Origin of the sequence: Streptosporangium sp. NPDC023963, from assembly GCF_040639135.1 — a bacterium.
Taxonomy (GTDB): Bacteria; Actinomycetota; Actinomycetes; order Streptosporangiales; family Streptosporangiaceae; genus Streptosporangium.
Genome location: NZ_JBEZZK010000002.1, coordinates 382,406 through 406,132 on the forward strand (window position 1 = coordinate 382,406; position 23,727 = coordinate 406,132).

A 23,727-nucleotide genomic window follows, 5' to 3' on the forward strand; every position below is an offset into this window, starting at 1 on the left:
TCTGTGCGACTCTGCGAAGTATGGGACGCGATGTACCTGCGATGGTGTTCAGCCGCGAGGACCGGCGGCGCTACCGGGACAAGGTTCGCCGGTGCCTTGACGTCTTCGCGCAGATGCTGCGCGAGTCCAGGTTCGAGTTCGACGAGCCCAGGGCCGGGCTGGAGATCGAGCTCAACCTGGTGGACGATCGCGGCGAGGCCACCATGAAGAACGTCGAGGTGCTGGAGGCCATCGCCGAGCCCGACTGGGCGACCGAGCTGGGCCAGTTCAACGTGGAGATCAACGTCCTGCCCGAATCCCTGGAAGGGGGCGGCGCGGCCCGGCTGGAGAAGGTGATCAGGGACCGGCTCAACCACGCCGAGGAACGGGCCCGTACCGTCGGCGGGCACATGGTGATGGTCGGGATCCTGCCCACGCTGCGAGAGAGCGACGTGCACGAGGGCACGCTGTCGGCCAACCCCCGCTACAAGCTCCTCAACGAGCAGATCTTCGCGGCCAGGGGCGAGGACCTGCACCTGTCGATCGAGGGCGAGGAGTTCCTGGAGGCCTACGCCGACAGCATCACCCCCGAGGCCGCCTGCACGAGCCTCCAGCTCCACCTGCAGGTCAGTCCCGAGGCGTTCGCCGCCAACTGGAACGCCGCCCAGGCCGTCGCGGGCCCCCAGGTGGCGCTGGCGGCCAACTCCCCGTTCCTGTTCGGCCGCAGGCTCTGGCAGGAGACCAGGATCCCGCTGTTCGAGCAGGCCACCGACACCCGCCCGGTGGAGCTGAAGACCCAGGGGGTGCGGCCCAGGGTGTGGTTCGGCGAGCGGTGGATCACCTCGGTCTTCGATCTCTTCGAGGAGAACGCCCGCTACTTCCCCGCGCTGCTGCCCCTGTGCGACGACGAGGACCCGCGCGAGGAACTGGCGCGCGGCGTCACCCCGCAGCTCGGCGAGCTGACCCTGCACAACGGCACCGTCTACCGGTGGAACCGGCCGGTCTACGCGGTCGTGGACGGCACCCCGCACCTGCGGGTGGAGAACCGGGTGCTGCCCGCCGGGCCCTCGGTGGCGGACGTCGCCGCCAACGCCGCCTTCTACTACGGGCTCATGCGCGTCCTCCCGTACGCCGAACGCCCGGTCTGGACGCGCATGTCGTTCGCCGCGGCCCAGGACAACCTGCACGCCGCCGCCCGGTACGGCCTGGACGCCCGGCTGTTCTGGCCGGGGCTCGGCGAGGTGGTCGCGTCCGAGCTGATCCTGCGCCGCCTGCTGCCGCTCGCCCACGAGGGACTCGACCTGTGGGGGGTGGACCCCGGGGCCAGGGACCGGCTGCTGGGGATCGTCGAGCAGCGCTGCCTGACGGGCACGACCGGGGCGAGCTGGCAGATCGACGCGGTGAACGCGCTCGGCGACCTCGACAGGCACGAGGCGCTGCGCCGGATGACCCTGCGCTACATCGAGAACATGCACACCAACGAGCCCGTCCACACCTGGCCGTCCCCGTGAGACCGGGGCCGAGATCGTTTCCGGGACCGCGGCCCGAGCCGCCGGAGCAGCCAGGAACGCCGGTGGGATCGCCGCTGCGAGGGCCGGCGGGGCCCGCCGTGCCCCACCGGCCTCCGCGCCGGCCGGTCCCCGGTCGGACCGATCGCTCGCGCGGGGCCGCGGACTCCGTCACGATGGGCGTATGAGAGCGTTCTCCTTCGTCCTGGCCCTGGTCCTGGCGGCCGTCACCGCCTGCGGGAGCGTTGAGCAGGGTACGGAGCCGGAGGCCGGCCCCACCGGTGGACAGGCCACGCCCGGCGCGCGGGGGCAGACGTTCGAGTCGGACGTCGAGCTGGCCAGGGAGCTCACCGAGGCCTACTGGAAGCAGACCTTCGCAGCGGCCGGCCTGACCTACCGCCCGGTCACCGGGTTCATCGCCTACCAGGGAGAGAGCGGGCCCGACTGCGGCGGGCGGCCGTCGGTGCCGAACAACGCCTTCTACTGCTCGGCGGGACACTTCATCGCCTACGACGCGCAGTGGATGAACGAGCTCTACGAGCGGATGGGCGACGGCTCGGTCTACGTGATCATCCCGCACGAGTTCGGGCACGCGGTGCAGGCGCAGCTGAACACCGCGTTCCGCCTGAACATCGAGCAGGAGCTCCAGGCCGACTGCTACGCCGGGGGAACCCTGGGGGCGCTCGTCAAGGGCGGCTCGCTGCAGACCGAGCCCGGCGACGAGGACGAGCTCCTGATCAACCTCGCCGCGGCGGGCGACCCCACCGACGACTGGCTGCGCCCGGACGCCCACGGCACGGCGGGCCAGCGCCAGGAGCTGTTCGCCAAGGGATACAACCAGGGGACGACCGCCTGCTGAGGCCGCGACGCGGGACGCGGGCGCCGGGACGGGCCACGAGGTGGCGCCGGGGCGCCGCGGGGCGCCGCGGGGCGTCACGGGAGTGGCGCGCCGCCGGAGTACGCCGCGATGAGTACGGATGAATCCGCCAAGAGGCTGATGTCCCGTCGCTGAGGCCCGCCTAGTCTGGCTGGGGACGCCGGGCCACCAGCGGGCCACCAGGGGGCGATCAGGGGGCGATGTCATGCGGACGACGGTGCGGGATATCGGCTGGGCCGCGCGGGGTGCCTGCGGTACGAGCGACCCCGAGCTGTTCTTCCCGCTGACGCAGTCGGCCGAGCACGAGGCGCGGGCGAAGGCGGTCTGCGAGCGGTGCCCGGTGCTGAAGGAGTGCCGGGCCTACGCGCTCCGCGCGGCCGAGCCCGAGGGGATCTGGGGCGGCCTGACGGTGCGTGAACGCCGTCTCCTGCGCTTCCCCGCCGGCTGGCGCCAGGCCGCCGCGGGCTGAGCTCCGATCGCGTAGCCTCGAACCGGATTCGAGGGGATCCCGAAGATCATGATCCCCGGCGCGGCCCGGCACGCGGGGCGCGGGGCGGCGTCCGAGGGAGTCGTGGGCAGTCGTGGGCATGGAGCGCGAGCCGGGGGGAGCCGCCTGCGCCGGACCCGAGGCGGTGCCCGGTGTGTCCGCGGGCGTGCGTGCGGGCGTGCAGGCGGGCGCGGTGGCCGTGCTGGTGGCGGCCAACGTGCTCAACAACCGTGTGGCGCCGAGGCTGGCGCCGCTGACCTCGGCCGCGGCCACCGGCGCGCTGGTCGTCATGGCCCGCCGTTCCGGGCTCTCCTGGGCCGAGCTGGGATTCCACCGGCGCGCGCGGGGCCTGCGGATCGGCGGCGCGCTCGCCTCCGCCGTGGCCGCGGCCTACACCGTGGGCGTCGCCGTCCCGGCCACCCGCCGGTTCTTCCGCGACGAGCGCGCCCTGTCGCTGTCCCGCGCCCGCGCGCTGGAGGAGGCCCTGCTCCAGGTGCCGGTCGGCACGGTCCTGCTCGAGGAGGTCGGCTTCCGCGGGGTGCTGCACGCGCTCGTCGCCCGCTCCCACGGCCACGGCACGGCGACCGCGATCTCCTCGGTTCTCTTCGGCCTCTGGCACGTCCTGCCCGCCGTCGACATGATGGCCGCCAACCCCGCCCTGAGCCGCCTGGCCGCGGGGGAGGCCCTCGACACCACGGCCGCCCGCGACCCCGGCGCGGAGGGCACGGGGAGCGGCCCCGGGGGCGGGCCGGGGAACGAGCACACCCCCGGCGCCCCGGACACGCCCGCCGGGTCGGACGCGCAGGACGTGCGGGGCACGCCCGCCGGGTCGAACGCGCAGGACGGGCGGGGCACACCGGGCGTGTCCGGGGCCCCCGGGAGGGCGCCCGGGTGGCAGGTGGCACGCGTCGTGGCCGGGTCGGTGATCATGACGGGCCTCGCGGGGGTGCTCTTCACCGAGCTGCGCAGGAGGGGAGGCCTGGCCGCCCCCGCGATGTTCCACGTCGCGACCAACTCCCTGGGCTACCTGTTCGCCCGCCTGGCCCCGCCGGAGGGGCCCGCCCCCGGCCGCTGACCGCCGCCGAAGCGGCCGCGGGCGGCGAGCTCGATCGTGACGACCACGGCCACCGCCTCGGCGGCCAGCAGCGCGACCAGCACGACGAGCTGCACCACTCCGGCCTGGAGCGGGCCGGCCCCGCCCAGGAGCATCCCCACGAAGGCTCCGGGCAGCGTGACCAGGCCCACGGTTCCCGTCTGGTCCAGCGCGGGCACCAGCGCCTGCGCCGCGGGCGGGCGGCAGATCTCCAGTGCCGCGTCCCGCTCGGAGAAACCCAGCGAGAGCGCCGCCTCCACCTCGCCGCGCCGGTGGGCCAGCTCGTCCAGGGCCCGCCGTCCGGCGAGGGCCGTGGCCGTCAGGCATCCGCCCAGCAGGATGCCCGCGACCGGGATCAGCGTGATGCCCAGCGGAGGGACGACGCCGCTGCCGAACAGCAGCGCCAGGACCGGCAGGGTCCCGGCCGCGATGGGCACCGCGGCCCACCGGACGGCGGAACCCGAGGTGATCCTGCGCCCGGCGGTCACGCTCGCCACCCCGTACATGACCAGCACGAAGACCGTCACCGCGAGCGCGCGTTCGACGGCCCACACGATGATCAGGGACACCGCGCCGAGCTGGGCGGCGGCGCGCAGGCACGCCACGAGCACCGCGGGCGCGTGCCCGAGGCGGCCGAGCCGGGCGACGGCGGCGGCCCCGACGGCCAGCAGGAGGACGACGACGGCGGTGGTGAGAGACAGATCGATGCCGTTCAACGGCGCGGACCTCCCGTCGGGTGCCTTCCAGGTTCCCAGATCTCCGGCGGCGACCGCGAGGAGGACCCGTCTCCGGCTCCTCCCGCCGGGTGCCCTTCGGACTCGCGGCGGGAGCGCCGGCCCGGTCGTGGCCCGCCTCCGGCGGCGCTCTTCGAACCTCCGGGAGGGTCAGACGGTGGAGACCCGCTGGAAGGCCTCGACGTAGCGGCCCTCGCCGAAGCCCGCCTCGACGGCGATCTGCGAGAAGCGGCCCCGCAGGAAGCTCTCGAAGTCCTCCAGGTGGCCGATCTGGCTGGCGTGGGCGCGCAGGGCGGCGAGCTTGCGGTCGAAGGTGTCGGTGACGTCCACGTGGTGGTCGGGCGCCGGACCGCCGTTGAGCCACACCTCGCGGACGGTCCACGCCTCCAGTCCCTCGTCGAGCAGCAGCGACGGGAAGGTGTACGGGTTGCGCGCGTCGGGATAGACGGCGTCGAGGGCACAGCCGCCGACCGCGCGGTGGTCGGGGTGGCTGGGGGCGATGAACCGGTAGTTGCGCTCGGGGCTGTGGGTGATCACCAGGTCGGGCCTGACCTGGCGGATGACCCGGGTGATGTCACGCCGCAGCTCCAGGCTCTGCACCACGGTCCCGTCGTGGTGGCCGAGGTAGCGCACGTCGGTCACGCCGACGGCCTTGGCGGCGTTGGACTGCTCGGCCCGGCGCAGCTCGGCCATGCCGCCGTTGTCCAGCTCGCGGTCGAAGCCGCCCGCGTCACCGTCGGTGACCACGCAGTACGTCACCTCGACGCCTCGGTCGGTGAACAGCGCGATCGTGCCCGCGGCGGCGAAGTCGACGTCGTCGGGGTGTGCGGTGACCGCCAATACGCGGTTGATCTCGTTCTCGGACAGCATGAGGAGGCCTTTCCGTTTTTTCCGCGTACCGCTCCGTCATCACAACCGAGGGGGAGCCCGCCCGCATTCCTTTGCGGTGGCTGGACCCGGTTGTCGGTCGGTCGCTCTAACCTAGGGGACGTGTCGATCCCAGCCTCTTCCCTGACCCATCCGTTGCTCGACGGGCTCAACCCCCAGCAGCGCGAGGCCGTCGTGCACCACGGCAGCCCCCTGCTCATCGTCGCGGGCGCGGGTTCCGGCAAGACCCGGGTGCTGACCCACCGCATCGCCTACCTGCTGGGCGAGCGGGGCGTGCAGCCGCAGGAGATCCTGGCGATCACCTTCACCAACAAGGCCGCGAGGGAGATGAAGGACCGGGTCGACCGGCTCATCGGCCCGCGCTCGGCGGCGATGTGGGTGATGACCTTCCACAGCGCGTGCGTGCGGATCCTGCGCCGCGAGGCCAGGCGCCTGGGCTTCCCCACGAGCTTCTCCATCTACGACCAGGCCGACTCCCAGCGGCTGATGGCGATGGTCTGCCGCGAGATGGACCTCGACCCCAAGCGCTACCCGCCGAGGTCGTTCTCCGCCCAGGTCAGCAACTTCAAGAACGAGCTGATCGACTACGAGACGGCGTCGGCCCAGGCGTCCACCCACCTGGAGCGCAAGCTCGCCGAGGCGTACCGCAACTACCAGCGGAAGCTCACCGAGGCCGGAGCGATGGACTTCGACGACCTCATCATGCTGACGGTGACGCTGTTCCAGATCTTCCCCGACGTGGCCGAGCACTACCGGCTCCGCTGGCGCCACATCATGGTCGACGAGTACCAGGACACCAACCACGCCCAGTACACCCTGATCCGCGAGATCGCCGGCCGTCCCGAGCCGCGCACCGCCGACGGGGACGTGGTCAGGGAGGGCGGAGAGGGCGCGGTCGCCCCGGCCGAGCTGTGCGTGGTCGGTGACGCCGACCAGTCGATCTACGCCTTCCGCGGCGCGACGATCCGCAACATCCTGGAGTTCGAGCGCGACTACCCGGAGGCCAGGACGATCCTGCTGGAGCAGAACTACCGCTCCACCCAGACGATCCTGTCCGCCGCCAACGCGGTGATCTCGCGCAACGCGAGCCGCAAGCCCAAGAACCTCTGGTCCGACCAGGGCGCCGGGGCGAAGATCATCGGCTATGTCGCCGACAACGAGCACGACGAGGCCATGTTCGTCGCGCAGGAGGTCGACAGGCTCACCGACCACGAGGACGTCGTGCCCGGCCAGGTCGCGGTGTTCTACCGGACCAACGCCGCCTCCCGGGTGTTCGAGGAGATCTTCATCCGGACCGGCCTGCCGTACAAGGTGGTGGGCGGGGTGCGCTTCTACGAGCGCAAGGAGGTCCGCGACCTGCTCGCCTACCTGCGCTTCCTGTCCAACCCGAACGACGTGGTGTCGCTGCGCCGCATCCTCAACGTGCCCAAGCGCGGCATCGGCGAGCGGGCCGAGGCGATGGTCGAGGCGTTCGCGACCAGGGAGCGGATCCCCTACTGGGAGGGGCTCCGCCGGGCGGACGAGGCGCCGGGCATGGCCACCCGCTCGCTCAAGGCGATCAAGGAGTTCGTCGCGCTGATGGACGAGCTCATGGTGAAGGCCGACGACATGACGCCCTCGGAGCTGGCCCAGGAGGTGCTGGCGAGCACCGGTTACCGCCTGGAGCTCACGGCCTCCAACGACCCGCAGGACGAGAGCCGCCTGGAGAACCTGGACGAGATGGTCTCGGTCGCCTCCGAGTTCGAGGAGGCCAACCCCGAGGGCACGCTGGTGGAGTTCCTGGAGCAGGTCTCCCTGGTCGCCGACGCCGACCAGATCCCGGCGGCCGACGGCGGCCAGGGCGTGGTGACGCTGATGACGCTGCACACCGCGAAGGGGCTGGAGTTCCCGGTGGTGTTCCTCACCGGCATGGAAGACGGCGTCTTCCCGCACATGCGCTCGCTCGGCGAGCCCAAGGAGCTGGAGGAGGAGCGCCGCCTGGCCTACGTCGGCATCACCCGGGCCGAGCAGCGCCTCTACATCTCCAGGGCGGCCGTCCGCAGCTCCTGGGGCTCGCCCGCGTTCAACCCGGCCTCCCGGTTCGTCGCCGAGATCCCGTCCGATCTCGTCGACTGGCGCAGCGACCCGGAGAAGAGCGCCTGGAGCGCCGCCACCCGCCGCGACTCCCGCCCCGCCCCGGCCAGGAAGCCCGGCGGCAGGCAGATCCCCAACCTGACCCCCGGCGACCGGATCACCCACGACCAGTTCGGCCTGGGCACGGTCGTGTCCGTGGACGGCGTCGCGGAGAAGACCAAGGTCAAGATCGACTTCGGCGGCGGGGGAGAGAAGACCCTGCTGCTGGCGTACGCGCCCCTGGAGAAGCTCTAGCCTCCGCCGGACGGCGTCCGGGGAAGCCGGCAAGGGCCCGGGAAAGTTCGGGAAGGGCCCGGGAGCGGTTGCTCCCGGGCCCTTCCCGTGTCCGCGGTGCCCTCCCGAGCACCGTGGGCCGGTTCGGCCCACGAATCGGCGTGGCCGGTTCGTCCCCGATCACCTCGGGCCGGTTCAGCCCTGGAAGAGCTCCTGGATGGGGTCCTCGGGCTGGCTGACGTCGCCGAGGAGCTCGTCGAACTCGACCACCTGGCCGGCGGGCGGTGCCTTGATCGTGACCTTGGTGCCCCAGCCGGTGTAGCGGGTGTCGTTGACGTAGGTCAGCTCGGTGCTGTTGAGGCCCCGGGTGGACTCCGTGTACGACGACACGATCCGGCGGACCAGCTGGTCGGAGCCGAGATAGATCTTCCAGGTCACCGGGAGCGTCGCGGACCGGCCGGTGGGCTTCCTGCCCAGCATCGTGCGCACCGCGGGAGAGACCCTGAAGAGCTCGGCCAGCGTGATCGTGCCCGAGTGGACCGTGGTCCGGGTGCCGTCCCACGTCCCGCCGGGGCGCTTGGCGCGGGTGTGGGCGAGGGTCGCCCTGAGCGTGCCGGGCTCGACGGTGCTGATGATCTGCTGGACGGCGCTGACCAGGGAGACCTTGCCGCTGGGCGTGCGCAGCCACTTCTTGCCCTCGGGCATGGACTCGGCGAAGATGCCGCCCGAGGTGTAGCTGACGCCCTTCAGCGAGATCGTCCGTGACGGGGCGAACATGCCCTTGAGCTCGCTGTCCGGAACAGGCAGGTTGAACTTGGTGGTCAGGTCCGAGGCGACCATGCCGGTCCTGCCGAACTCCAGCACCCCGTTCCGCCGGGTGAAGATCGTCCGGTTCTTCTTGCCCTCACCGATGACCTTCGTGTTCTCGGTGAGCTTCACGCCCCGGTGGGTCCTGAACTGTCGCTTCAGCGCCGAGACCGGGTCGGTCGCGGCGGCCTGGGAGGTCCGGGTGGTCGTGGCGCCCGCCGGGGTGACGGTCACCAGCGTGGGAACGACAAGGGCTGCCATGGTGGCGCCTGTCAGGGCGGCGATGATTCGCCTCATCGAGGGGGTCCTCCCGTAGGTGTCCTCGCGTCGTCGCGGAGGGTGGACCAAGATTCTTACCTATATCCCGAAATGTCGGATCAAGAATCGCCGGAGGCGTCAGCACCCGTGCGAGCGGAGAACGCCATGGGTGCCATCGGGGGGAGCGGGGACTCCTCGACGGGCCGGGTCTCGTGCGGAGCGCGGAACGCCGCGAGCCGCGCCCGGCGGGTGAGGCCCGCCGGGCGCGGCTCTGGTGATCCGGGGTGCGATCAGCGCGGAGGGATCACTTGACGTCGAGCAGCGGAATGGGCGTGTCGGCCGCGAACCGCTCGTTCAGCTCCTTGATCGTGGAGATCTGGTCGGCGGGCGGGGCTTCGATCGTGACCTTCGAGCCCCAGCCGCTGTAGCGGGTGTCGATCGTGGTGGTGGGCCCGTCCGTGAAATCCAGGGACGAGGTCGTCAGCCGTACGGGGAGGCGGTCCGCGTTGAGGAACAGCCGCCAGTTGACCGTGAGCTTCGCCTGCTGCTTGGACAGGGGGATCTCCTGCCTGGCACGGAACCACGGTGAGACCTTGTGGAGCTCACCAAAAGTGATCTTCCCCGAGTAGGCGGTCGGACGCTTGACCGTGGCGCGCGCGAGGAGGGCCTTGAGGGTCGCGGGTTCGGCGGGGTTGACGAACTGGCCCAGCGAGCCGGTCAAGCCGAACGTGTCCTTCGGGTACGCGAGCCAGGGCCTGTCCGCCGGCAGGAACTGGCCGAGCGCCCCACCCCAGATATACGCCTTCTTCTTGACCCGCACGACTCGTTCCGGCTCGGCCATCCCGGCGAACAGCCTCTCGAGGTCCTTCTCCGCCTCGCTCTTTTCCTCGGCGTCGTCATCCTTCGGGCCGAAGGTATTCTCTTCCGTGCCGAACGCGAAGAGGTCCCCCTCGACCCGCAACTGGGTGGTGTGGTCCGACGCCTCGACTCCGGAGGGGCCGAGCTGCAATTCACCCTTGCGGTCGGCGAGAAGCGTGCTCTTCTTGCCGCTTCGAATCTTGACGGTGTCGACGAACGCGACGCCGTTGCCACTTTTGAGCTGGCTCCTCAGCGCGCTGACCGGATCGGCGGCCTGCGCGTGCGCGGTCGATGCCAGCGCCGGAACGCTCAGCGCGGCCGTAGCGGCGCACGCCAGCCCGGCGATGTATCGCTTCAAAGGGAAGTCCTCCTGATTGACCCCTCCGCCCTGATCGGGGAGGGGAGGAATAGTCTGGCGGGGAAAGATCACAAAACAGTAGCGCATTTGAAGGGCCGATCTGAATTAATTGTGCATGTTCGGTGCAGAGGCGTCCTCCCGGCCTTTGTGGCCGTCATCCGGCGGCGCCGGAACGGGAATTCGTTTCCGGGCAATCACGGACGGTCAGTTTCCCTTTTTCGCGGGGCCTCGGTTCCCTGCGCATTCCGGGCCGTTTAATCGGGGCGCGGCCGGCGGGGAGACGGGCCGTGGCGCCGTACGGAAAGGCGGTGGGATTCGCGCCGCTGTACCGTGGTTCGCGGTGACCCGCCGAGCCCGGCGCGGCGCGGCCGGTTACGCTGCGGACAGCTCCCACGTCGCGAGGGGAGCGCAGACAAGGAGGTCTGGATGGATGCCGTGTCAAGGATCCGCGTCGTCATCGCCAAGCCGGGGCTGGACGGTCACGACAGGGGCGTGAAGATCGTGGCGCGGGCGCTGCGGGACGCCGGGATGGAGGTCGTCTACACCGGCCTGCACCAGACGCCCGAGCAGATCGTGCGCACCGCGATCCAGGAGGACGCCGCGGCGGTCGGGCTGTCCATCCTGTCGGGCGCGCACATGACGCTCTTCGCCAAGGTGCTGGAGCTGCTGAAGGAGAACGACGCGAGCGACATCGTGGTGTTCGGTGGCGGGATCATCCCCGAGGCCGACATGCCCGCGCTCCAGGAGATGGGCGTCGCACGCGTCTTCACCCCGGGCGCCACCACCCAGGAGATCGTCGACTGGGTGCGGAGCGCGGTCCCCTCACCGGTCTGACGGTCCCCTCACCGGTCTGACGGTCCTCTCGCCCGTTCGACGACGCCTCATCCGTCTGGCGGTCCCCACCCGCCCGACGGGTCTCTCGCCGTGGCGCCCGAGCCGGTGTCCGGCGAACCTCTGACGGATCGCCGGCGGATCGCCCGCCGGCCCGGTGAACCGGCTCGCGGGACCGGCCGGTTCGGCGCGAACAGCATTCGGGGCGTACGATCTGGAACCCGGTTACCTGGTCATGCCACGAGGCGGGCTAGGCTTCATTGGCGCAAAACCGCCGGGCTCCCCCTTGGATCATGGAGTCGGCTCGCTCACATCTGTACACCAGCCGGACAAGCAAGGACGGACCCTCGTGGACCTGTTCGAACATCAGGCGAAGGAGCTCTTCGCGGAGTACGGCATCCCGGTGCCGCGCGGCGTGGTCGCGCACACCGTGGAGGAGGCACGGGCGGCAGCCGAGCAGCTGACCGGCCGTGTCGTTGTCAAGGCCCAGGTCAAGACCGGTGGTCGAGGCAAGGCCGGAGGCGTGAAGGTCGCCGACGACGCCGCCGACGCCGAGCGGAAGGCCACCGACATCCTCGGCATGGACATCAAGGGCCACACGGTCCACAAGGTCCTGATCGAGGAGGCCAGCGCGATCGCGGAGGAGTACTACTTCTCCTTCCTGCTCGACCGCGCCAACCGTACGTTCCTCGCCATCTGCTCCGCGGCGGGCGGCATGGACATCGAAGAGGTCGCGCACAGCGCCCCCGAGAAGGTCGCCAAGGTCCCGGTCTCCCCCCTGGACGGCGTCGACCGGGCCAAGGCCCGCGAGATCGCCCAGGCCGGAGGGCTGCCGGAGGCCGCGCTCGACGGCGCCGCCGAGCTCATCGAGAAGCTCTGGTGCGCCTTCGTCGACGAGGACGCCTCCCTCGTCGAGGTCAACCCGATGATCCTGTCCGCCGACGGCCAGGTGAAGGCCCTCGACGGCAAGGTCACCCTCGACGACAACGCGTCCTTCCGCCAGACGGACCACGCGGCCTTCGAGGACAAGGCCGCCGAGGACCCGCTGGAGGCCGCGGCCAAGGCCAAGGACCTCAACTACGTCAAGCTCGACGGTTCCGTCGGCATCATCGGCAACGGCGCCGGCCTGGTCATGTCGACCCTGGACGTCGTCGCCTACGCGGGTGAGGCGTTCCCGGGTCAGCCCAAGCCCGCCAACTTCCTCGACATCGGCGGCGGCGCCTCGGCCGAGGTGATGGCGGCCGGCCTGGAGATCATCATCTCCGACCCCGCGGTGAAGTCGATCTTCGTCAACGTCTTCGGCGGCATCACCGCCTGTGACGCGGTCGCCAACGGCATCGTCTCGGCCTTCCAGCTGCTGGACGCCCGCGGTGAGAGCGTGAGCCGCCCGCTGGTCGTCCGTCTGGACGGCAACAACGCCGAACTCGGGCGTCAGATTCTCTCCGACGCCAAGCTCTCCGGCGTCGAACTGGTGGACACCATGGACGATGCGGCCAAGCGCGCCGCCGAGCTCGCCGCGGTAGGTGCGTAATGGCCATCTGGCTGAACGAGAACAGCAAGATCATCGTCCAGGGCATGACCGGCGGTGAGGGCACCAAGCACACCCGCCGGATGCTCGCCTCCGGCGCCCGCGTCGTCGGCGGCGTCAACGCCCGCAAGGCCGGCACCGTCCACGAGGGCCTGCCCGTCTTCGGCACCGTCGCCGAGGCCATCAAGGACACCGGCGCCGACGTGTCGGTCGTCTTCGTGCCCCCGGCGTTCACCAAGGACGCCGTCAAGGAGGCCGTCGACGCCGAGATCCCGCTCTGCGTGGTCATCACCGAGGGCGTCCCGATCCACGACACCACCGAGTTCTGGGCGTACGCGGTCGCCAAGGGCGGCAAGACCCGGATCATCGGGCCCAACTGCCCCGGCATCGCCTCGCCCGGCGCCTCCAACGCGGGGATCATCCCGGCCGACATCACCAGCGCGGGCCGCATCGGCCTGGTCTCGAAGTCGGGCACGCTGACCTACCAGCTCATGTACGAGCTGCGCGACATCGGGTTCTCCACCGCGGTCGGCATCGGCGGCGACCCGGTGATCGGCACCACCCACATCGACGCGCTGCAGGCCTTCCAGGACGACCCGGGCACCGACGCGATCGTGATGATCGGTGAGATCGGCGGCGACGCCGAGGAGCGCGCGGCCGCCTACATCGAGCAGCACGTCACCAAGCCGGTCGTCGCCTACGTGGCGGGCTTCACCGCTCCGGAGGGCAAGACCATGGGCCACGCGGGCGCGATCGTGTCCGGCTCGGCCGGCACCGCCCAGGCCAAGAAGGACGCCCTGGAGAAGGTCGGCGTCCGCGTCGGCAGGACCCCGAGCGAGACCGCCCGCCTGATGCGCGAGGTCGTCGAGTCGCTCTAGCGCACGGCCCCGGGGTCACGGCCCCGGGAACGGGCGAACGCGGCGCGTCGCCCCGGACATGCTCCGGGGCGACGCGCCGTCGCGGTTTCCCACCGGTGGTCGTCCGACGGCCGTATGTCCTTCTCCGGGGAGGGGACGCGAGCGGTTCCCGTGCCGGCGCGGTCCGGACACCACTCCGGATACCACAGGGGACTCCTGTCACACGGTGCGCGACACGCGGGCGCGGGAGTCCCTTCCGCGCCGAAGATCCTGAGACCATCGACTACTGTGACGGCCCTTTTCGATCAGCTACGGACGGCTCCCCGCAACGTCCTCAGCCGTATCCCCCTGCCCGGCCTCACGGGTGACGACGATGACGTCCGCCGGCCGCTTCCCGTCTCCGGGATGCTCGCTGCCGCGTGGACCCTCGGCGTGGGGCTGGCGGTGCTCACCACGCTCACCCTGGTCGGCTGGATCGCCGCTCCCCGCGGTGCGCTCGGCGCGGGCCTGCCCGCGGTGTTCCGCACCGCGTCGCAGCTCTGGCTGGCCGCGCACCACGCGGGCTTCGCGATACCCGGTGGCTCGGTGGGCCTGCTCCCGCTCGGGCTGACGGTCCTGCCCGCCTTCCTGCTGTACCGCGCCGGGATGTGGATGGCCCGCGACGCGGACCTGCGGCTCCGGCTGCCCGCCCGGCTGCCCAAGAACACCCCGAAGGAGGTGTCCAACGCCCGCCGCAGGGCGCAGCTGGTCCTGATCGCGCAGGCGGGCATCTCGCTGGCGGCGCCGTACGCGCTGCTGGCCGGGCTGATCGCGCTGGTCACCAGGAACGAGATCACCCAGCCCTTCCTCGGCGACGTGCTGGTCAGCCACCTGGCGCTGGCCTTCATCGCGGGCTCCGTGGCCGTCGCCAGGACGATCGGGCCCTGGCGGTCGATGCTGCGCCTGCTGCCCGAGCGGCTGCGCTCGGTCGTGGTCGGGACGTCCGCCGCACTGGCGATCATGCTCATGGCGGGTGCCGTCATGGTGCTCGGGGCCGTCGTGGTCAACTTCGGGCAGGTCCAGGAGCTGTCCGGGATCCTGGCGCCGGGGTTCGTCGGCGGGATGCTGCTCCTGCTGGTCCAGGGGCTCTACCTGCTCAACGCCGTCATCTGGGGGCTGGCCTACATCGCGGGTCCCGGTTTCGCGGTCGGCACCGGCACGCTGGTCGCGCCGACGGGCGTGCAACTGGGTACGGTGCCGAGCCTGCCGATCCTGGGCGCGCTGCCCGAGGCGGGCCCGACCCCGGCCTGGGTGATGATGGTGATCGCGGTGCCGTTCGTGGCCGGGGCCGTGGCGGGCGTCCTGGTCGTCCGGATCTCGCCCTCCTCCTCGTACGAGGGGGCACCGCTGTGGGGGTTCGTCTGCGGGCTGGCGACCGGGGCGACGGCGGGTCTGCTCGCGGCGCTCTCCGGCGGCTCGCTGGGCGGCGCGCGGCTGTCCGCGCTGGGCCCGGCGGGGTGGGAGGTGATGCTCTCGGTGACCCTGGAGGTGGGCGTCGCGGCGGGGATCGCCGCCGGGCTGGCCAACTGGTGGCTGATCTTCCGTGGACACAACACGGCCGTCACCAAGGCGGCCGCCAAGGTCGGCACGGCCACCGCGCCGGTGCGCAAGGCGGGTGTCAAGATCGCCAAGGTGGCGGCCTCGGCGGCCGGCAAGGTCGGCTTCGCCGAGCCGGAGGAGCTCCAGAAGCTCCCCGGCTACTGGCTGGACGCCACGGAGTGCGACACCCAGCCGATCCCGGTCATCAGGGACGACTGGGAGGACGAGCACGCCTCGGCCGCGTCGGAGAGCTCGCAGAAGGCCCGCCGCCCCGACCCGCCGCGCCCGCCCCGGCGCGACATCGTCGACGAGAGCGACGACAAGGGCGGCCACGTCATCTACGTCGACCCCTACGCCTGGGACCGCGACTGAGAACCGGGCCTCTGTGTTCCGTCACACCTGAGGTCGTGGCGGCCGGGAAGCGTGGCCACTTGGGACAGGGCCACCTGGGACCGTGCCGCCCAGGACCGGTGACCGCCTGGGACCGTGACCGGAAATTCGGTGGCCGGAAATCCGGTCATGCCTGGAAACCCTTCGCACGGGGCCGGGCGTATGGACGGGTATGAGACCTAAGACGGTCGCGTGAGCGGTCACGAGGGGTTCACCGAATTCGTCGCGGCACGGGGAGCGAGCCTGTTCAGGATCGCCCACCTCACCTGCGGGTCCCGTGACGAGGCCGAGGACGTCCTGCAGAGCGCCCTGGAGAAGGCCTACCGCAGCTGGGGCCGCCTGCACGCGGGCAGCGACCCCGAACCCTACGTGCGCCGCATCATCGTCAACACCGCCATCAGCCGTGCCCGCCGTCGCGCGGTCCTGCGGATCTTCCTGACCGGCTCGCCCCCGGAGACTCCGGCACCCGACTCCCTGAGCGGCGTCGAGCTCCGTCAGGTCCTGATCGCCGGTCTCCGGAGCCTGCCGCCCCACCAGCGCGCCGTACTGGTCCTGCGCTTCTTCGAGGACCAGACCGAAGCCCAGACCGCCGAGATCCTCCGCTGCTCGATCGGGGCGGTCAAGAGCCAGTCGTCCAAGGGACTGGCCCGTCTGCGCGCCCTGATCGGCGCCGACCTTCACGAGGAGGCGTTTCCCCATGCCGAACGTTGAGCGAGAACTCCGGCTGGCCATGGTCGAGGAGACCGCCGCGCTCGGCGCGCCTCCCGGCCTCGCCCACCGGGTCGTACAGGGCGCGAGGCGGGGAAGGAGGGCTCGTGCGACGGCGGCGGCCCTGGTCGCCGCGGCCGTGCTGGCGGCGGCCGTACCCGGCTACCTGACCGTGACGGACCGGAGCGGCGTCGCCTCTCCCACCCAGGCGGTGGGCGTGGACGGGGTGAAGGTCGGTTACCTGCCCGCGGGTCTCGGCGCCCCCGTACTGGAGAGAGCCGACGCCGGAGGTCTGCGCGGCACCGCCGCGACCTGGGGGGCGGGGGACGACCTCGTCCGCGTCACGGTCTACCGGGACCCGGCCTTCGGGGGAGCCGAGCGCGTGCTCGGCGGGATCAGGGGCACGCCCGAGACGCTGCCGGGAGTCCTCGTCGCGAAGGTGCGCGGACGCGGGGCGTTCACCCGGGCCGAGGGGGACGACCTGGTCTGGGAGGAGCGGCCCGGCCTGGTCCTGCGCGTCACGGTGGGCGCCCTGCACCGGGACGCCCTGCGGAGGATCGCCGGTGGTCTCGTCCCCAAGGATCCGACCGGCGGAGTCTTCCAGGGACTGCGTGTCACCTACATTCCCCCCGGCCTGCACCTGGCGGACCTCTCCTCCGTGGTCGACCAGACCGGGTGGACCGAGATCCGATTGAGCGGGGACGACGGCGCCTCGGTCCGGATCCTGGCGGTGCGCGGGCTGAGCGCCGCGGACCCGGAGACGTTGCTCACCTGGGCCAGGGTCCGCCAGAACCTGTACACCGCCACCCCGGAGAAGGTCCGGGGCAAACCCGGGTACCGGGCGGACGGGGGCGGCAGAGGCGCCTCGTACTCGCGGCTACGCCTGTGGCTGGAGAAGCCCGGTCTCGGATACGTCGTGGAGGTGAACGAGGGCCTCGCGACCACACTGGACAGGATCGTGAAGGGCCTCGTCCCCGCCGAGCCGCCCTCCACCTCCGGCAAGCCTTCCGGCCCGGGTAACGCGGTCGACCACGTCGCCGTCGCCTACCTGCCCCCCGGCCTGCGACGGGTCGCCGGGGAGACGACGCGGCTCGGCAAAGGCTGGAGCGCGAAGGCCGGACGCTGGTCGGACGGCTCGCGCGACGTCGAGGTCACCGTGGTACGCGGCGCGGTCCTGCACAGCAGCCAGTGGGTGGACGAGATCCTGCGCGGGGAGAAGCGGGAGCCCGGACGCACGGAAATGCCGCTCATGGGCATACGGACCACCGATCCGGACGGTCGCCGGGGGATCTTCTTCGAGAGCACGGAGGTCGCCGTCCATGTCAAGGTCGATCCCGCCCTGGCCGGCGAACTGGACAGGATCGCCGCGAAGATCCGCGTCCCGCCCCCGTCCTACATGCCGTAGCTCCCGCCGGCCGCGGCTCTTACAAGGCCGCGGCTCTTACAAGGCCGTAGGTCTCACAGGCCACAAGCCTCACGGGCTGTAGACCCCACGGGCACCGATCAAGACCGATCAGGGAGGCAGGACCTGCCCGCACTCTTCCGGGAGTGCGGGCCGTGCCCGTCCGCCGACAACCGCGCAGAGGCCGCGCATAAGCCGCTCAGGAGCCACTCAGAGATCGCTCAGGGCGGGAAGGGGAACTGCACCTGGCCCGGCTGGAGGAAGGGCATCTTCTGCTCCATGGCCCGTTCGAGCTGCTCCACGCACTCGTTCTGCGACGCGATGGTGCCCGCGCCCCTGCCGCACTCGGTGTAGGCGGCCAGCTCGTCACCGAAGTAGAACTGCAGCGCCGTCACCGCGATCGAGATCAGCAACGCCCCGGCCGACAGCACGACGCCCACCACGGCGGTGCCGGCCGGCTTGGGGATGGCGCGGAGCGTCCTGATCGCGCGGATCGAGGTGATGAGGGCGAAGATCGCCATGACGATTCCCGCCAGGGGGAGCACCAGCGTCATCACCACCGCGGCGACCGCGAGCCACAGCGCCCTCCGACCGGCGCTCTCAGCAGGCCGGACCTCGACCGGTAGTGTCACCTGACCTCCTTGCGTTGTTCGTGCGGACAGGCCGATACCCTTGCAGCGGCGTGAGTCCCCGTCCGAATGGAGTGCGTCGGTGTCATCCCAGGCCGTTCGGCTTGTGGTTCTCGTGTCCGGTTCTGGAACCAACCTACAGGCCCTGCTGGACGCTGTGGCAGACGAAACCTACGGTGCCCGGATCGTGGCCGTGGGTGCCGATCGCGCCGGTGTCGAGGGCCTGGTGCGCGCGCAGCGCGCGGGGGTTCCGACCTTCGTGGAGAGGCTGGCCGACCACCCCACCCGCGAGGAGTGGGACGAGAGGCTCGCCGCCCGCATCGCCGCGTACCGGCCGGATCTCGTGGTCTGCGCGGGGTTCATGAAGATCCTCGGCGCGCCGACGCTGGAGGCCTTCCCGGTCCTCAACACCCACCCCGCCCTGCTGCCCTCCTTCCCCGGCGCGCACGGTGTCCGCGACGCTCTCTCGTACGGCGTGCGCGTCACCGGCTGCACCGTGATGCTCGCCGACGCGGGTGTCGACACCGGGCCGATCATCGCCCAGGAGGCCGTGCCCGTGCTGGACGGCGACGACGAGGCGGCCCTGCACGAGCGCATCAAGACCGTCGAGCGCCATCTGCTCGTCGACACCGTCGGCCGGATGGCCCGCGAGGGCTGGACCGTGACCGGCAGGACTGTCCGATTCGGACGACCCGGTGGATGAGCCGGGCGCCTCGGAGAAAACCGGAACCAACCAGGAGGAGCACGAAGTGACCCGCATCGCCATCCGGCGCGCGTTGATCGCGGTGTATGACAAGAGCGGGCTGGAGGAGCTGGCCCGCGGGCTCGACGCGGCGGGCGTGGAGATCGTCTCCACCGGGGGCACCGCCGCGAGGATCGCCTCCTTCGGCGTCCCCGTCACTCCTGTCGAGTCGCTGACCGGCTTCCCCGAGTGCCTCGACGGCCGGGTCAAGACGCTGCACCCGCGCGTGCACGCCGGGCTGCTGGCCGACGGCGGCAACCCGTCCCACGTCAAGCAGCTCGAAGAGCTGGAGATCGAACCGTTCGAGCTGGTGGTGGTCAACCTCTACCCGTTCCAGGAGACCGTGGCCTCCGGCGCCTCCGACGCCGAGTGCGTGGAGCAGATCGACATCGGCGGTCCTGCCATGATCCGGGCCGGTGCCAAGAACCACGGCACCGCCGCGGTCGTGGTCGACCCCGCCTCCTACGGCGACGTGCTCGCCGCGGTCGCCGCGGGCGGCTTCACCATCGACGAGCGCCGCCGCCTGGCCGCCGCCGCGTACGCCCACACCGCCGCGTACGACACCGCGGTGGCCTCCTGGTTCGCGAACGTCTACGCCGCCGAGGACGGCGCGTGGCCGCGTTACATGGGCGCGGCCTGGGAGCTGCGGTCGCCGCTGCGCTACGGCGAGAACCCGCACCAGGGCGCCGCCCTGTACTCGGGGCAGAAGGACGGCCTGGCCAACGCCGAGCAGCTGCACGGCAAGGAGATGTCCTACAACAACTATCTCGACGCCGACGCCGCCTGGCGGGCCGCCTGGGACTTCGACGGGCCCGCCGTGGCGATCATCAAGCACCAGAACCCGTGCGGCATCGCGGTCGGCGCCGACGTCGCGGAGGCGCACCGCAAGGCACACGCCTGCGACCCCGTCTCGGCGTACGGCGGGGTGATCGCGGTCAACGCGGAGGTGACCGGGGAGCTGGCCCGGCAGATCGCCGAGGTGTTCACCGAGGTCGTGGTGGCCCCCTCCTTCACGGAGGAGGCGCTGGAGGTGCTCACCGCCAAGAAGAACATCCGGCTGCTGTCCTGCCCCGCGGGGCCGTCCAACCCGGCGGAGTTCCGCCGGATCGACGGCGGCCTGCTGGTGCAGACCGCCGACCGGGTCGACGCCCCGGGCGACGACCCGTCCACCTGGGAGCTGAAGGCCGGGCCCGCCGCCTCCGCCGAGGTCCTCGCCGACCTCGCCTTCGCCTGGAAGGCGTGCCGCTCGGTGAAGTCCAACGCGATCCTGCTGGCCTCGGACGGCGCGAGCGTGGGTGTCGGCATGGGCCAGGTCAACCGGGTCGACTCGGCGCGGCTCGCGGTCTCCCGGGCGGGCGAGCGCGCTTCGGGGGCCGCGGCGGCCTCCGACGCGTTCTTCCCCTTCGCCGACGGCCCGCAGATCCTCATCGACGCGGGAGTGCGGGCGATCGTGGAGCCGGGCGGTTCGATCCGGGACGAGGAGGTCGTCGCGGCGGCCGAGGCGGCCGGGGTGACCCTCTACTTCACCGGTACCCGTCACTTCTTCCACTGACCCGTTCCCGGTGTGCGGCCGCCGCACGGCTGTGGCGGCCGCACACAGGAGATAAGAAAGTGGCGGATTAGACAGGACTCCCTGGATGAAAAAGGTTTGACCTGCGGTTAGTCTGAAGCATCCCTTTCGTCCCAGTCGTGGAGCTCCCCTATGCCCCTGCTCGACCACGCCCTGTACGCCTTCGTGATCATGCATGGTTTCTGGATCAGCCCCTGGATGATGATCATCATCGCGCTCGGCGCGGCCTACCTCAGCGGGCGGGCCATGGAGTGGATTCCCTTCACCCGCAGGATCATCGAGCGGAGGGAAGCGAGGGAGGCGGAGCGCGGCTGATCCCGGCTGCTTCCGGCGGACCCGTCGCTCCCGCCGATCCCGTGAGAGGGTTGTCCGCATGAGCGCGCGGATTCTCGACGGCAAGGCCACGGCGGCGAAGATCAAGGCAGACCTCACGGCGCGGGTGGCCGCGCTGAGGGAGCGGGGCGTCGTCCCCGGGCTCGGCACCGTCCTGGTGGGCGGTGATCCCGGCAGCCAGATCTACGTCGCGGGCAAGCACCGCGACTGCGCGGAGGTCGGCATCTCCTCCATCCGCAGGGACCTGCCGGAGGACGCCACCCAGGCCGAGGTCGAGGCGGTCGTCGACGAGCTCGACGCCTCCGCCGAGTGCACCGGCTACATCGTCCAGCTCCCGCTGCCCCGCCACCTCGACACGCAGGCGCTGATCGAGCGGATGGACCCGGCCAAGGACGCCGACGGTCTCCATCCGGTCAACCTGGGCCGCCTGGTCCACATGGTCGACGCGCCGCTGCCCTGCACGCCGTACGGCATCGTCACGCTCCTGCAGGCGTACGGGGTGCCGATCAAGGGGGCCGAGGTCGTCGTGGTCGGCCGCGGCATCACCGTGGGCCGCTCGCTCGGCCTGCTGCTGACCCGCCGCTCGGAGAACGCCACCGTCACCCTCTGCCACACCGGCACCCAGGACCTCGCGGCCCACACCCGGCGTGCCGACATCGTCGTCGCCGCGGCCGGGGTGCCGCACCTGATCACCGCGGACATGGTGAAGCCGGGCGCCGCCGTGCTCGACGTCGGCGTCTCCCGGGTCGAAGGGAAGATCGCCGGTGACGTGGCCCCGGGCGTCGAGGACGTCGCGGGCTTCCTCACCCCCAACCCCGGCGGCGTGGGCCCGATGACCCGGGCCATGCTGCTCACCAACGTGGTCGAGGCCGCCGAGAGGCGTGCCCGCGAGCGGGGCTGATCCCACTCGCGGGAGCCCGCGGCTCTTCCGCGAAACCGCTACGAAACCGTTGCTCTCCGCGAAACCGCTGTGGAGCCGCTACGAGGCCCTGCGGTTCGCGGTGGTGGACGACGCCGTCTGAGGCTCCGGGGAACCGGCCGCGCGCTGCGGCGGCACCACGGGAGTGGGCCTGACCAGCCCCAGGGCGACGACCTCGTTCGCCAGCCTGGTGCGCCGGTTGGTCCCCTCGGGGATGCGGAACTTCTGGTAGAGACGCAGGAGGTGCTGCTTGACAGCCGCCTCCGTCACCACCAGATCGTCGGCTATCTCCCTGGCCGTGGCCGGTGCGACGAACGCCTCGTCCGACAGCGCCGGACGGCACAGCGACGTCAGGACATCAACCTCCCGCCTGGTCAGCTCCGGTGCCGCGGCGCGGCGGAGCTCGACCTCCGGGGCGAAGTCCTCGCGCGGCACTCCGCCGATCCTGCCTCGTGCCGCGCCGAAGGACACCACGTCACCGTCGTCAAGCACCCTCCGGGCGATCGGCCGGCCGTTGACCCGAGTGCCGTTGCGGGACAGGCCCAGGTCAACGACGTACAGGTAGGGTCCGCGCCGGACGAATTCCGCATGCAGCCGGGAAACACTCGGATCGGTGAGCCGGATGTCCACTCCCCGGCCACGTCCGATCGTCGTGATCTCGGGGCGCAACGGGACCACCTCGCCAGTGTCCTCGATGCGTATGAACGGCCCCTCCACGGCAGTTCCTCCCCAGGTAGCCCGCCGTAACTATTCCTACAGCTCCGGCTTACCCAAACGAGGTGATGGGGAATCGCCTTTGCCAGAAGGAGAATCCTTCGTGAAATTGGTCTGTACCTCTCGGGAGGGTTTCCGCTGCTCACAGGTAGACTTCGGACACAGATAAGCGGAGGAAACACTCATGGCGGACAAGCCCACCAAAGGTCTCGCCGATGTCGTAGCCGCGTCCACAGCGCTCAGTGACATCGACGGTCAGGCCGGTCGCCTCTTCTATCGTGGCTACGACATCCACGATCTGGCCGGCCGCACCACCTTCGAAGAGACCGCCCACCTGCTCCAGTACGGCACCCTCCCCACGCGGGAGCAACTGTCGACGTACGGTGAGGAACTGGTCCGAGGGCGCACGCTCGGCACGCTCGCCGAGGCCAACATCCAGGAGATCGCGGAGAAGCAGGCTCCCATGGAGGCGCTGCGCACGCTGGTCTCGATGGCCGGAGGCGACGATCCGGACAAGGGCACCAACGCCCCCGAGGCGAACCTGCGCAAGGCCGCCAGGCTGACCGCGCAGCAGCCGATCCTCGTGGCCCGCTACCACGCGGCCAGGACCGGGGCCACCGTGCCCGATCCGGACCCCGAGCTGAGCGTGGCGGCGAACTTCCTGCTCCAGATCACCGGCCGTACCCCCGGTGAGCGCGAGGTCGAGATCTTCGACGCCTGCCTGGTCCTGCACGCCGACCACACGATGAACGCCTCCACGTTCGCCGCCCGCGTCTGCGCCGCGACCCTGTCCGACATGCACTCGGCGGTCGTGGCGGCGATCGGCACCCTCAAGGGCCCCCTGCACGGCGGTGCCAACGAGCAGGTCATGCGCACCCTGGAGTCGCTCGACGCGGGTTCGGTCGCCCGGTCCGTCCGGGACCGGCTCGCCGCCGGCGAGAAGATCATGGGCTTCGGGCACCGCGTCTACAAGACCGAGGACCCGCGCGCCACGCACCTGCGCAAGATGTCGCAGGAGCTCGGCGAGGCCTCCGGCGACGACACGTACTACCGGATGTCCAAGGAGATGGAGGAGGTCGTCTTCGAGACGAAGGGCCTCTACCCGAACGTCGACTTCTACGCGGCGACCGTCTACCACTATCTCGGCATCCCGACGGACCTGTTCACTCCCGTCTTCTCGGTCAGCCGCATGTCAGGATGGACCGCACACGTCATCGAGCAGCACGCCGACAACCGGCTGATCCGCCCGGACAGCGAGTACATCGGCGAGCGCGACCAGAAGTGGAAGCCGATCTCCGAGCGATGAGCCGACGTCAGGGGCGAGAGCGGGTGG

The 23,727-nt window shown here is 71.2% G+C and carries 22 protein-coding genes; 16 read left to right on the top strand and 6 right to left on the bottom strand.

From position 1 onward, the window contains the following. Positions 1-20 precede the first annotated feature (20 nt). The 4 genes from AB0F88_RS07830 (at position 21) to AB0F88_RS07845 (ending at position 3,926) form a co-directional block, all read left to right on the top strand. The gene (locus tag AB0F88_RS07830; RefSeq protein ID WP_362678658.1) at positions 21-1,490 is read left to right on the top strand and encodes a glutamate-cysteine ligase family protein; all 1,470 of its coding nucleotides are present in this window, start codon (positions 21-23) and stop codon (positions 1,488-1,490) included. A 181-nt stretch (positions 1,491-1,671) separates the two neighbouring features. After that, positions 1,672-2,346: a neutral zinc metallopeptidase gene (locus AB0F88_RS07835; RefSeq protein WP_362678661.1), complete on the top strand. Its 675-nt coding sequence runs from the start codon at positions 1,672-1,674 to the stop codon at positions 2,344-2,346. Between the two features lie 223 nt (positions 2,347-2,569). Continuing rightward, entirely contained in the window at positions 2,570-2,833 is a 264-nt protein-coding gene (locus AB0F88_RS07840) for a WhiB family transcriptional regulator (protein WP_362678664.1), read from the top strand. 118 nt (positions 2,834-2,951) lie between these two features. Continuing rightward, the gene (locus AB0F88_RS07845) at positions 2,952-3,926 is read left to right on the top strand and encodes a CPBP family intramembrane glutamic endopeptidase (protein WP_362680569.1); all 975 of its coding nucleotides are present in this window, start codon (positions 2,952-2,954) and stop codon (positions 3,924-3,926) included. Here the strand turns inward: AB0F88_RS07845 and AB0F88_RS07850 are convergent. Together AB0F88_RS07850 and AB0F88_RS07855 are read right to left on the bottom strand one after the other, a co-directional pair. After that, positions 3,875-4,660: an ABC transporter permease gene (locus tag AB0F88_RS07850; protein ID WP_362678667.1), complete on the bottom strand. Its 786-nt coding sequence runs from the start codon at positions 4,658-4,660 to the stop codon at positions 3,875-3,877. The two genes, AB0F88_RS07845 and AB0F88_RS07850, sit on opposite strands and share 52 nt — an antisense overlap. Positions 4,661-4,828: 168 nt before the next feature. Beyond that, positions 4,829-5,548: a PIG-L deacetylase family protein gene (locus tag AB0F88_RS07855; protein WP_362678670.1), complete on the bottom strand. Its 720-nt coding sequence runs from the start codon at positions 5,546-5,548 to the stop codon at positions 4,829-4,831. Positions 5,549-5,674: 126 nt separating this feature from the next. Here AB0F88_RS07855 and pcrA point away from each other — a divergent pair, with 126 nt between their 5' ends. Next, entirely contained in the window at positions 5,675-7,933 is a 2,259-nt protein-coding gene (pcrA, locus tag AB0F88_RS07860; protein ID WP_362680572.1) for a DNA helicase PcrA, read from the top strand. A 174-nt stretch (positions 7,934-8,107) separates the two neighbouring features. Here pcrA and AB0F88_RS07865 read toward each other — a convergent pair whose 3' ends face one another. Both AB0F88_RS07865 and AB0F88_RS07870 read right to left on the bottom strand, forming a co-directional pair. Continuing rightward, positions 8,108-9,016, bottom strand: a complete 909-nt coding sequence (locus AB0F88_RS07865; protein ID WP_362678673.1) for a hypothetical protein — start codon at positions 9,014-9,016, stop codon at positions 8,108-8,110. A gap of 265 nt (positions 9,017-9,281) precedes the next feature. After that, the gene (locus tag AB0F88_RS07870) at positions 9,282-10,193 is read right to left on the bottom strand and encodes a hypothetical protein (protein ID WP_362678676.1); all 912 of its coding nucleotides are present in this window, start codon (positions 10,191-10,193) and stop codon (positions 9,282-9,284) included. 426 nt (positions 10,194-10,619) lie between these two features. On the opposite strand from AB0F88_RS07870, the gene AB0F88_RS07875 reads away from it, so the two are divergent. The 6 genes from AB0F88_RS07875 to AB0F88_RS07900 all read left to right on the top strand — a co-directional run bounded on the left by AB0F88_RS07875 (position 10,620) and on the right by AB0F88_RS07900 (position 17,490). Further along, positions 10,620-11,027, top strand: a complete 408-nt coding sequence (locus AB0F88_RS07875; protein ID WP_362678679.1) for a cobalamin B12-binding domain-containing protein — start codon at positions 10,620-10,622, stop codon at positions 11,025-11,027. A gap of 346 nt (positions 11,028-11,373) precedes the next feature. After that, positions 11,374-12,555 carry an ADP-forming succinate--CoA ligase subunit beta gene (gene sucC, locus AB0F88_RS07880; RefSeq protein ID WP_362678682.1) on the top strand — a complete coding sequence of 394 codons (1,182 nt, stop codon included), beginning with the start codon at positions 11,374-11,376 and terminating at the stop codon, positions 12,553-12,555. Further along, complete coding sequence (gene sucD / locus AB0F88_RS07885) at positions 12,555-13,430, top strand: succinate--CoA ligase subunit alpha (protein ID WP_362678685.1); 876 nt, start codon at positions 12,555-12,557, stop codon at positions 13,428-13,430. The genes sucC and sucD overlap by 1 nt, the downstream gene beginning before the upstream one ends. A gap of 384 nt (positions 13,431-13,814) precedes the next feature. Then, the gene (locus tag AB0F88_RS07890; protein WP_362678688.1) at positions 13,815-15,359 is read left to right on the top strand and encodes a DUF6350 family protein; all 1,545 of its coding nucleotides are present in this window, start codon (positions 13,815-13,817) and stop codon (positions 15,357-15,359) included. 210 nt (positions 15,360-15,569) lie between these two features. Continuing rightward, entirely contained in the window at positions 15,570-16,088 is a 519-nt protein-coding gene (locus AB0F88_RS07895) for a SigE family RNA polymerase sigma factor (protein ID WP_362678691.1), read from the top strand. Continuing rightward, complete coding sequence (locus AB0F88_RS07900) at positions 16,075-17,490, top strand: hypothetical protein (RefSeq protein ID WP_362678694.1); 1,416 nt, start codon at positions 16,075-16,077, stop codon at positions 17,488-17,490. The genes AB0F88_RS07895 and AB0F88_RS07900 overlap by 14 nt, the downstream gene beginning before the upstream one ends. Positions 17,491-17,708: 218 nt before the next feature. Here the strand turns inward: AB0F88_RS07900 and AB0F88_RS07905 are convergent, their stop codons facing one another. Continuing rightward, entirely contained in the window at positions 17,709-18,119 is a 411-nt protein-coding gene (locus AB0F88_RS07905; protein WP_362678697.1) for a hypothetical protein, read from the bottom strand. 79 nt (positions 18,120-18,198) lie between these two features. Between AB0F88_RS07905 and purN the strand changes: the two genes are divergently transcribed. From purN to AB0F88_RS07925, 4 genes are all read left to right on the top strand, one after another. Beyond that, positions 18,199-18,819 (top strand): phosphoribosylglycinamide formyltransferase, encoded by a 621-nt coding sequence (gene purN / locus AB0F88_RS07910; protein ID WP_362678700.1) that lies wholly within the window; start codon positions 18,199-18,201, stop codon positions 18,817-18,819. 46 nt (positions 18,820-18,865) lie between these two features. Further along, positions 18,866-20,410 carry a bifunctional phosphoribosylaminoimidazolecarboxamide formyltransferase/IMP cyclohydrolase gene (purH, locus tag AB0F88_RS07915; protein ID WP_362678703.1) on the top strand — a complete coding sequence of 515 codons (1,545 nt, stop codon included), beginning with the start codon at positions 18,866-18,868 and terminating at the stop codon, positions 20,408-20,410. Between the two features lie 150 nt (positions 20,411-20,560). Next, positions 20,561-20,743, top strand: coding sequence for a hypothetical protein (locus tag AB0F88_RS07920; RefSeq protein ID WP_362678706.1), 183 nt, complete (start codon positions 20,561-20,563; stop codon positions 20,741-20,743). Positions 20,744-20,801: 58 nt separating this feature from the next. Further along, positions 20,802-21,662 carry a bifunctional methylenetetrahydrofolate dehydrogenase/methenyltetrahydrofolate cyclohydrolase gene (locus AB0F88_RS07925; protein ID WP_362678709.1) on the top strand — a complete coding sequence of 287 codons (861 nt, stop codon included), beginning with the start codon at positions 20,802-20,804 and terminating at the stop codon, positions 21,660-21,662. 78 nt (positions 21,663-21,740) lie between these two features. Here AB0F88_RS07925 and AB0F88_RS07930 read toward each other — a convergent pair whose 3' ends face one another. Continuing rightward, positions 21,741-22,397 (bottom strand): FHA domain-containing protein, encoded by a 657-nt coding sequence (locus tag AB0F88_RS07930; RefSeq protein ID WP_344749230.1) that lies wholly within the window; start codon positions 22,395-22,397, stop codon positions 21,741-21,743. A 181-nt stretch (positions 22,398-22,578) separates the two neighbouring features. Here AB0F88_RS07930 and AB0F88_RS07935 point away from each other — a divergent pair, with 181 nt between their 5' ends. Continuing rightward, on the top strand, positions 22,579-23,700 hold the full coding sequence (locus tag AB0F88_RS07935) for a citrate/2-methylcitrate synthase (protein ID WP_362678713.1): 1,122 nt from the start codon (positions 22,579-22,581) through the stop codon (positions 23,698-23,700). The last annotated feature ends 27 nt before the right edge of the window (positions 23,701-23,727 follow it).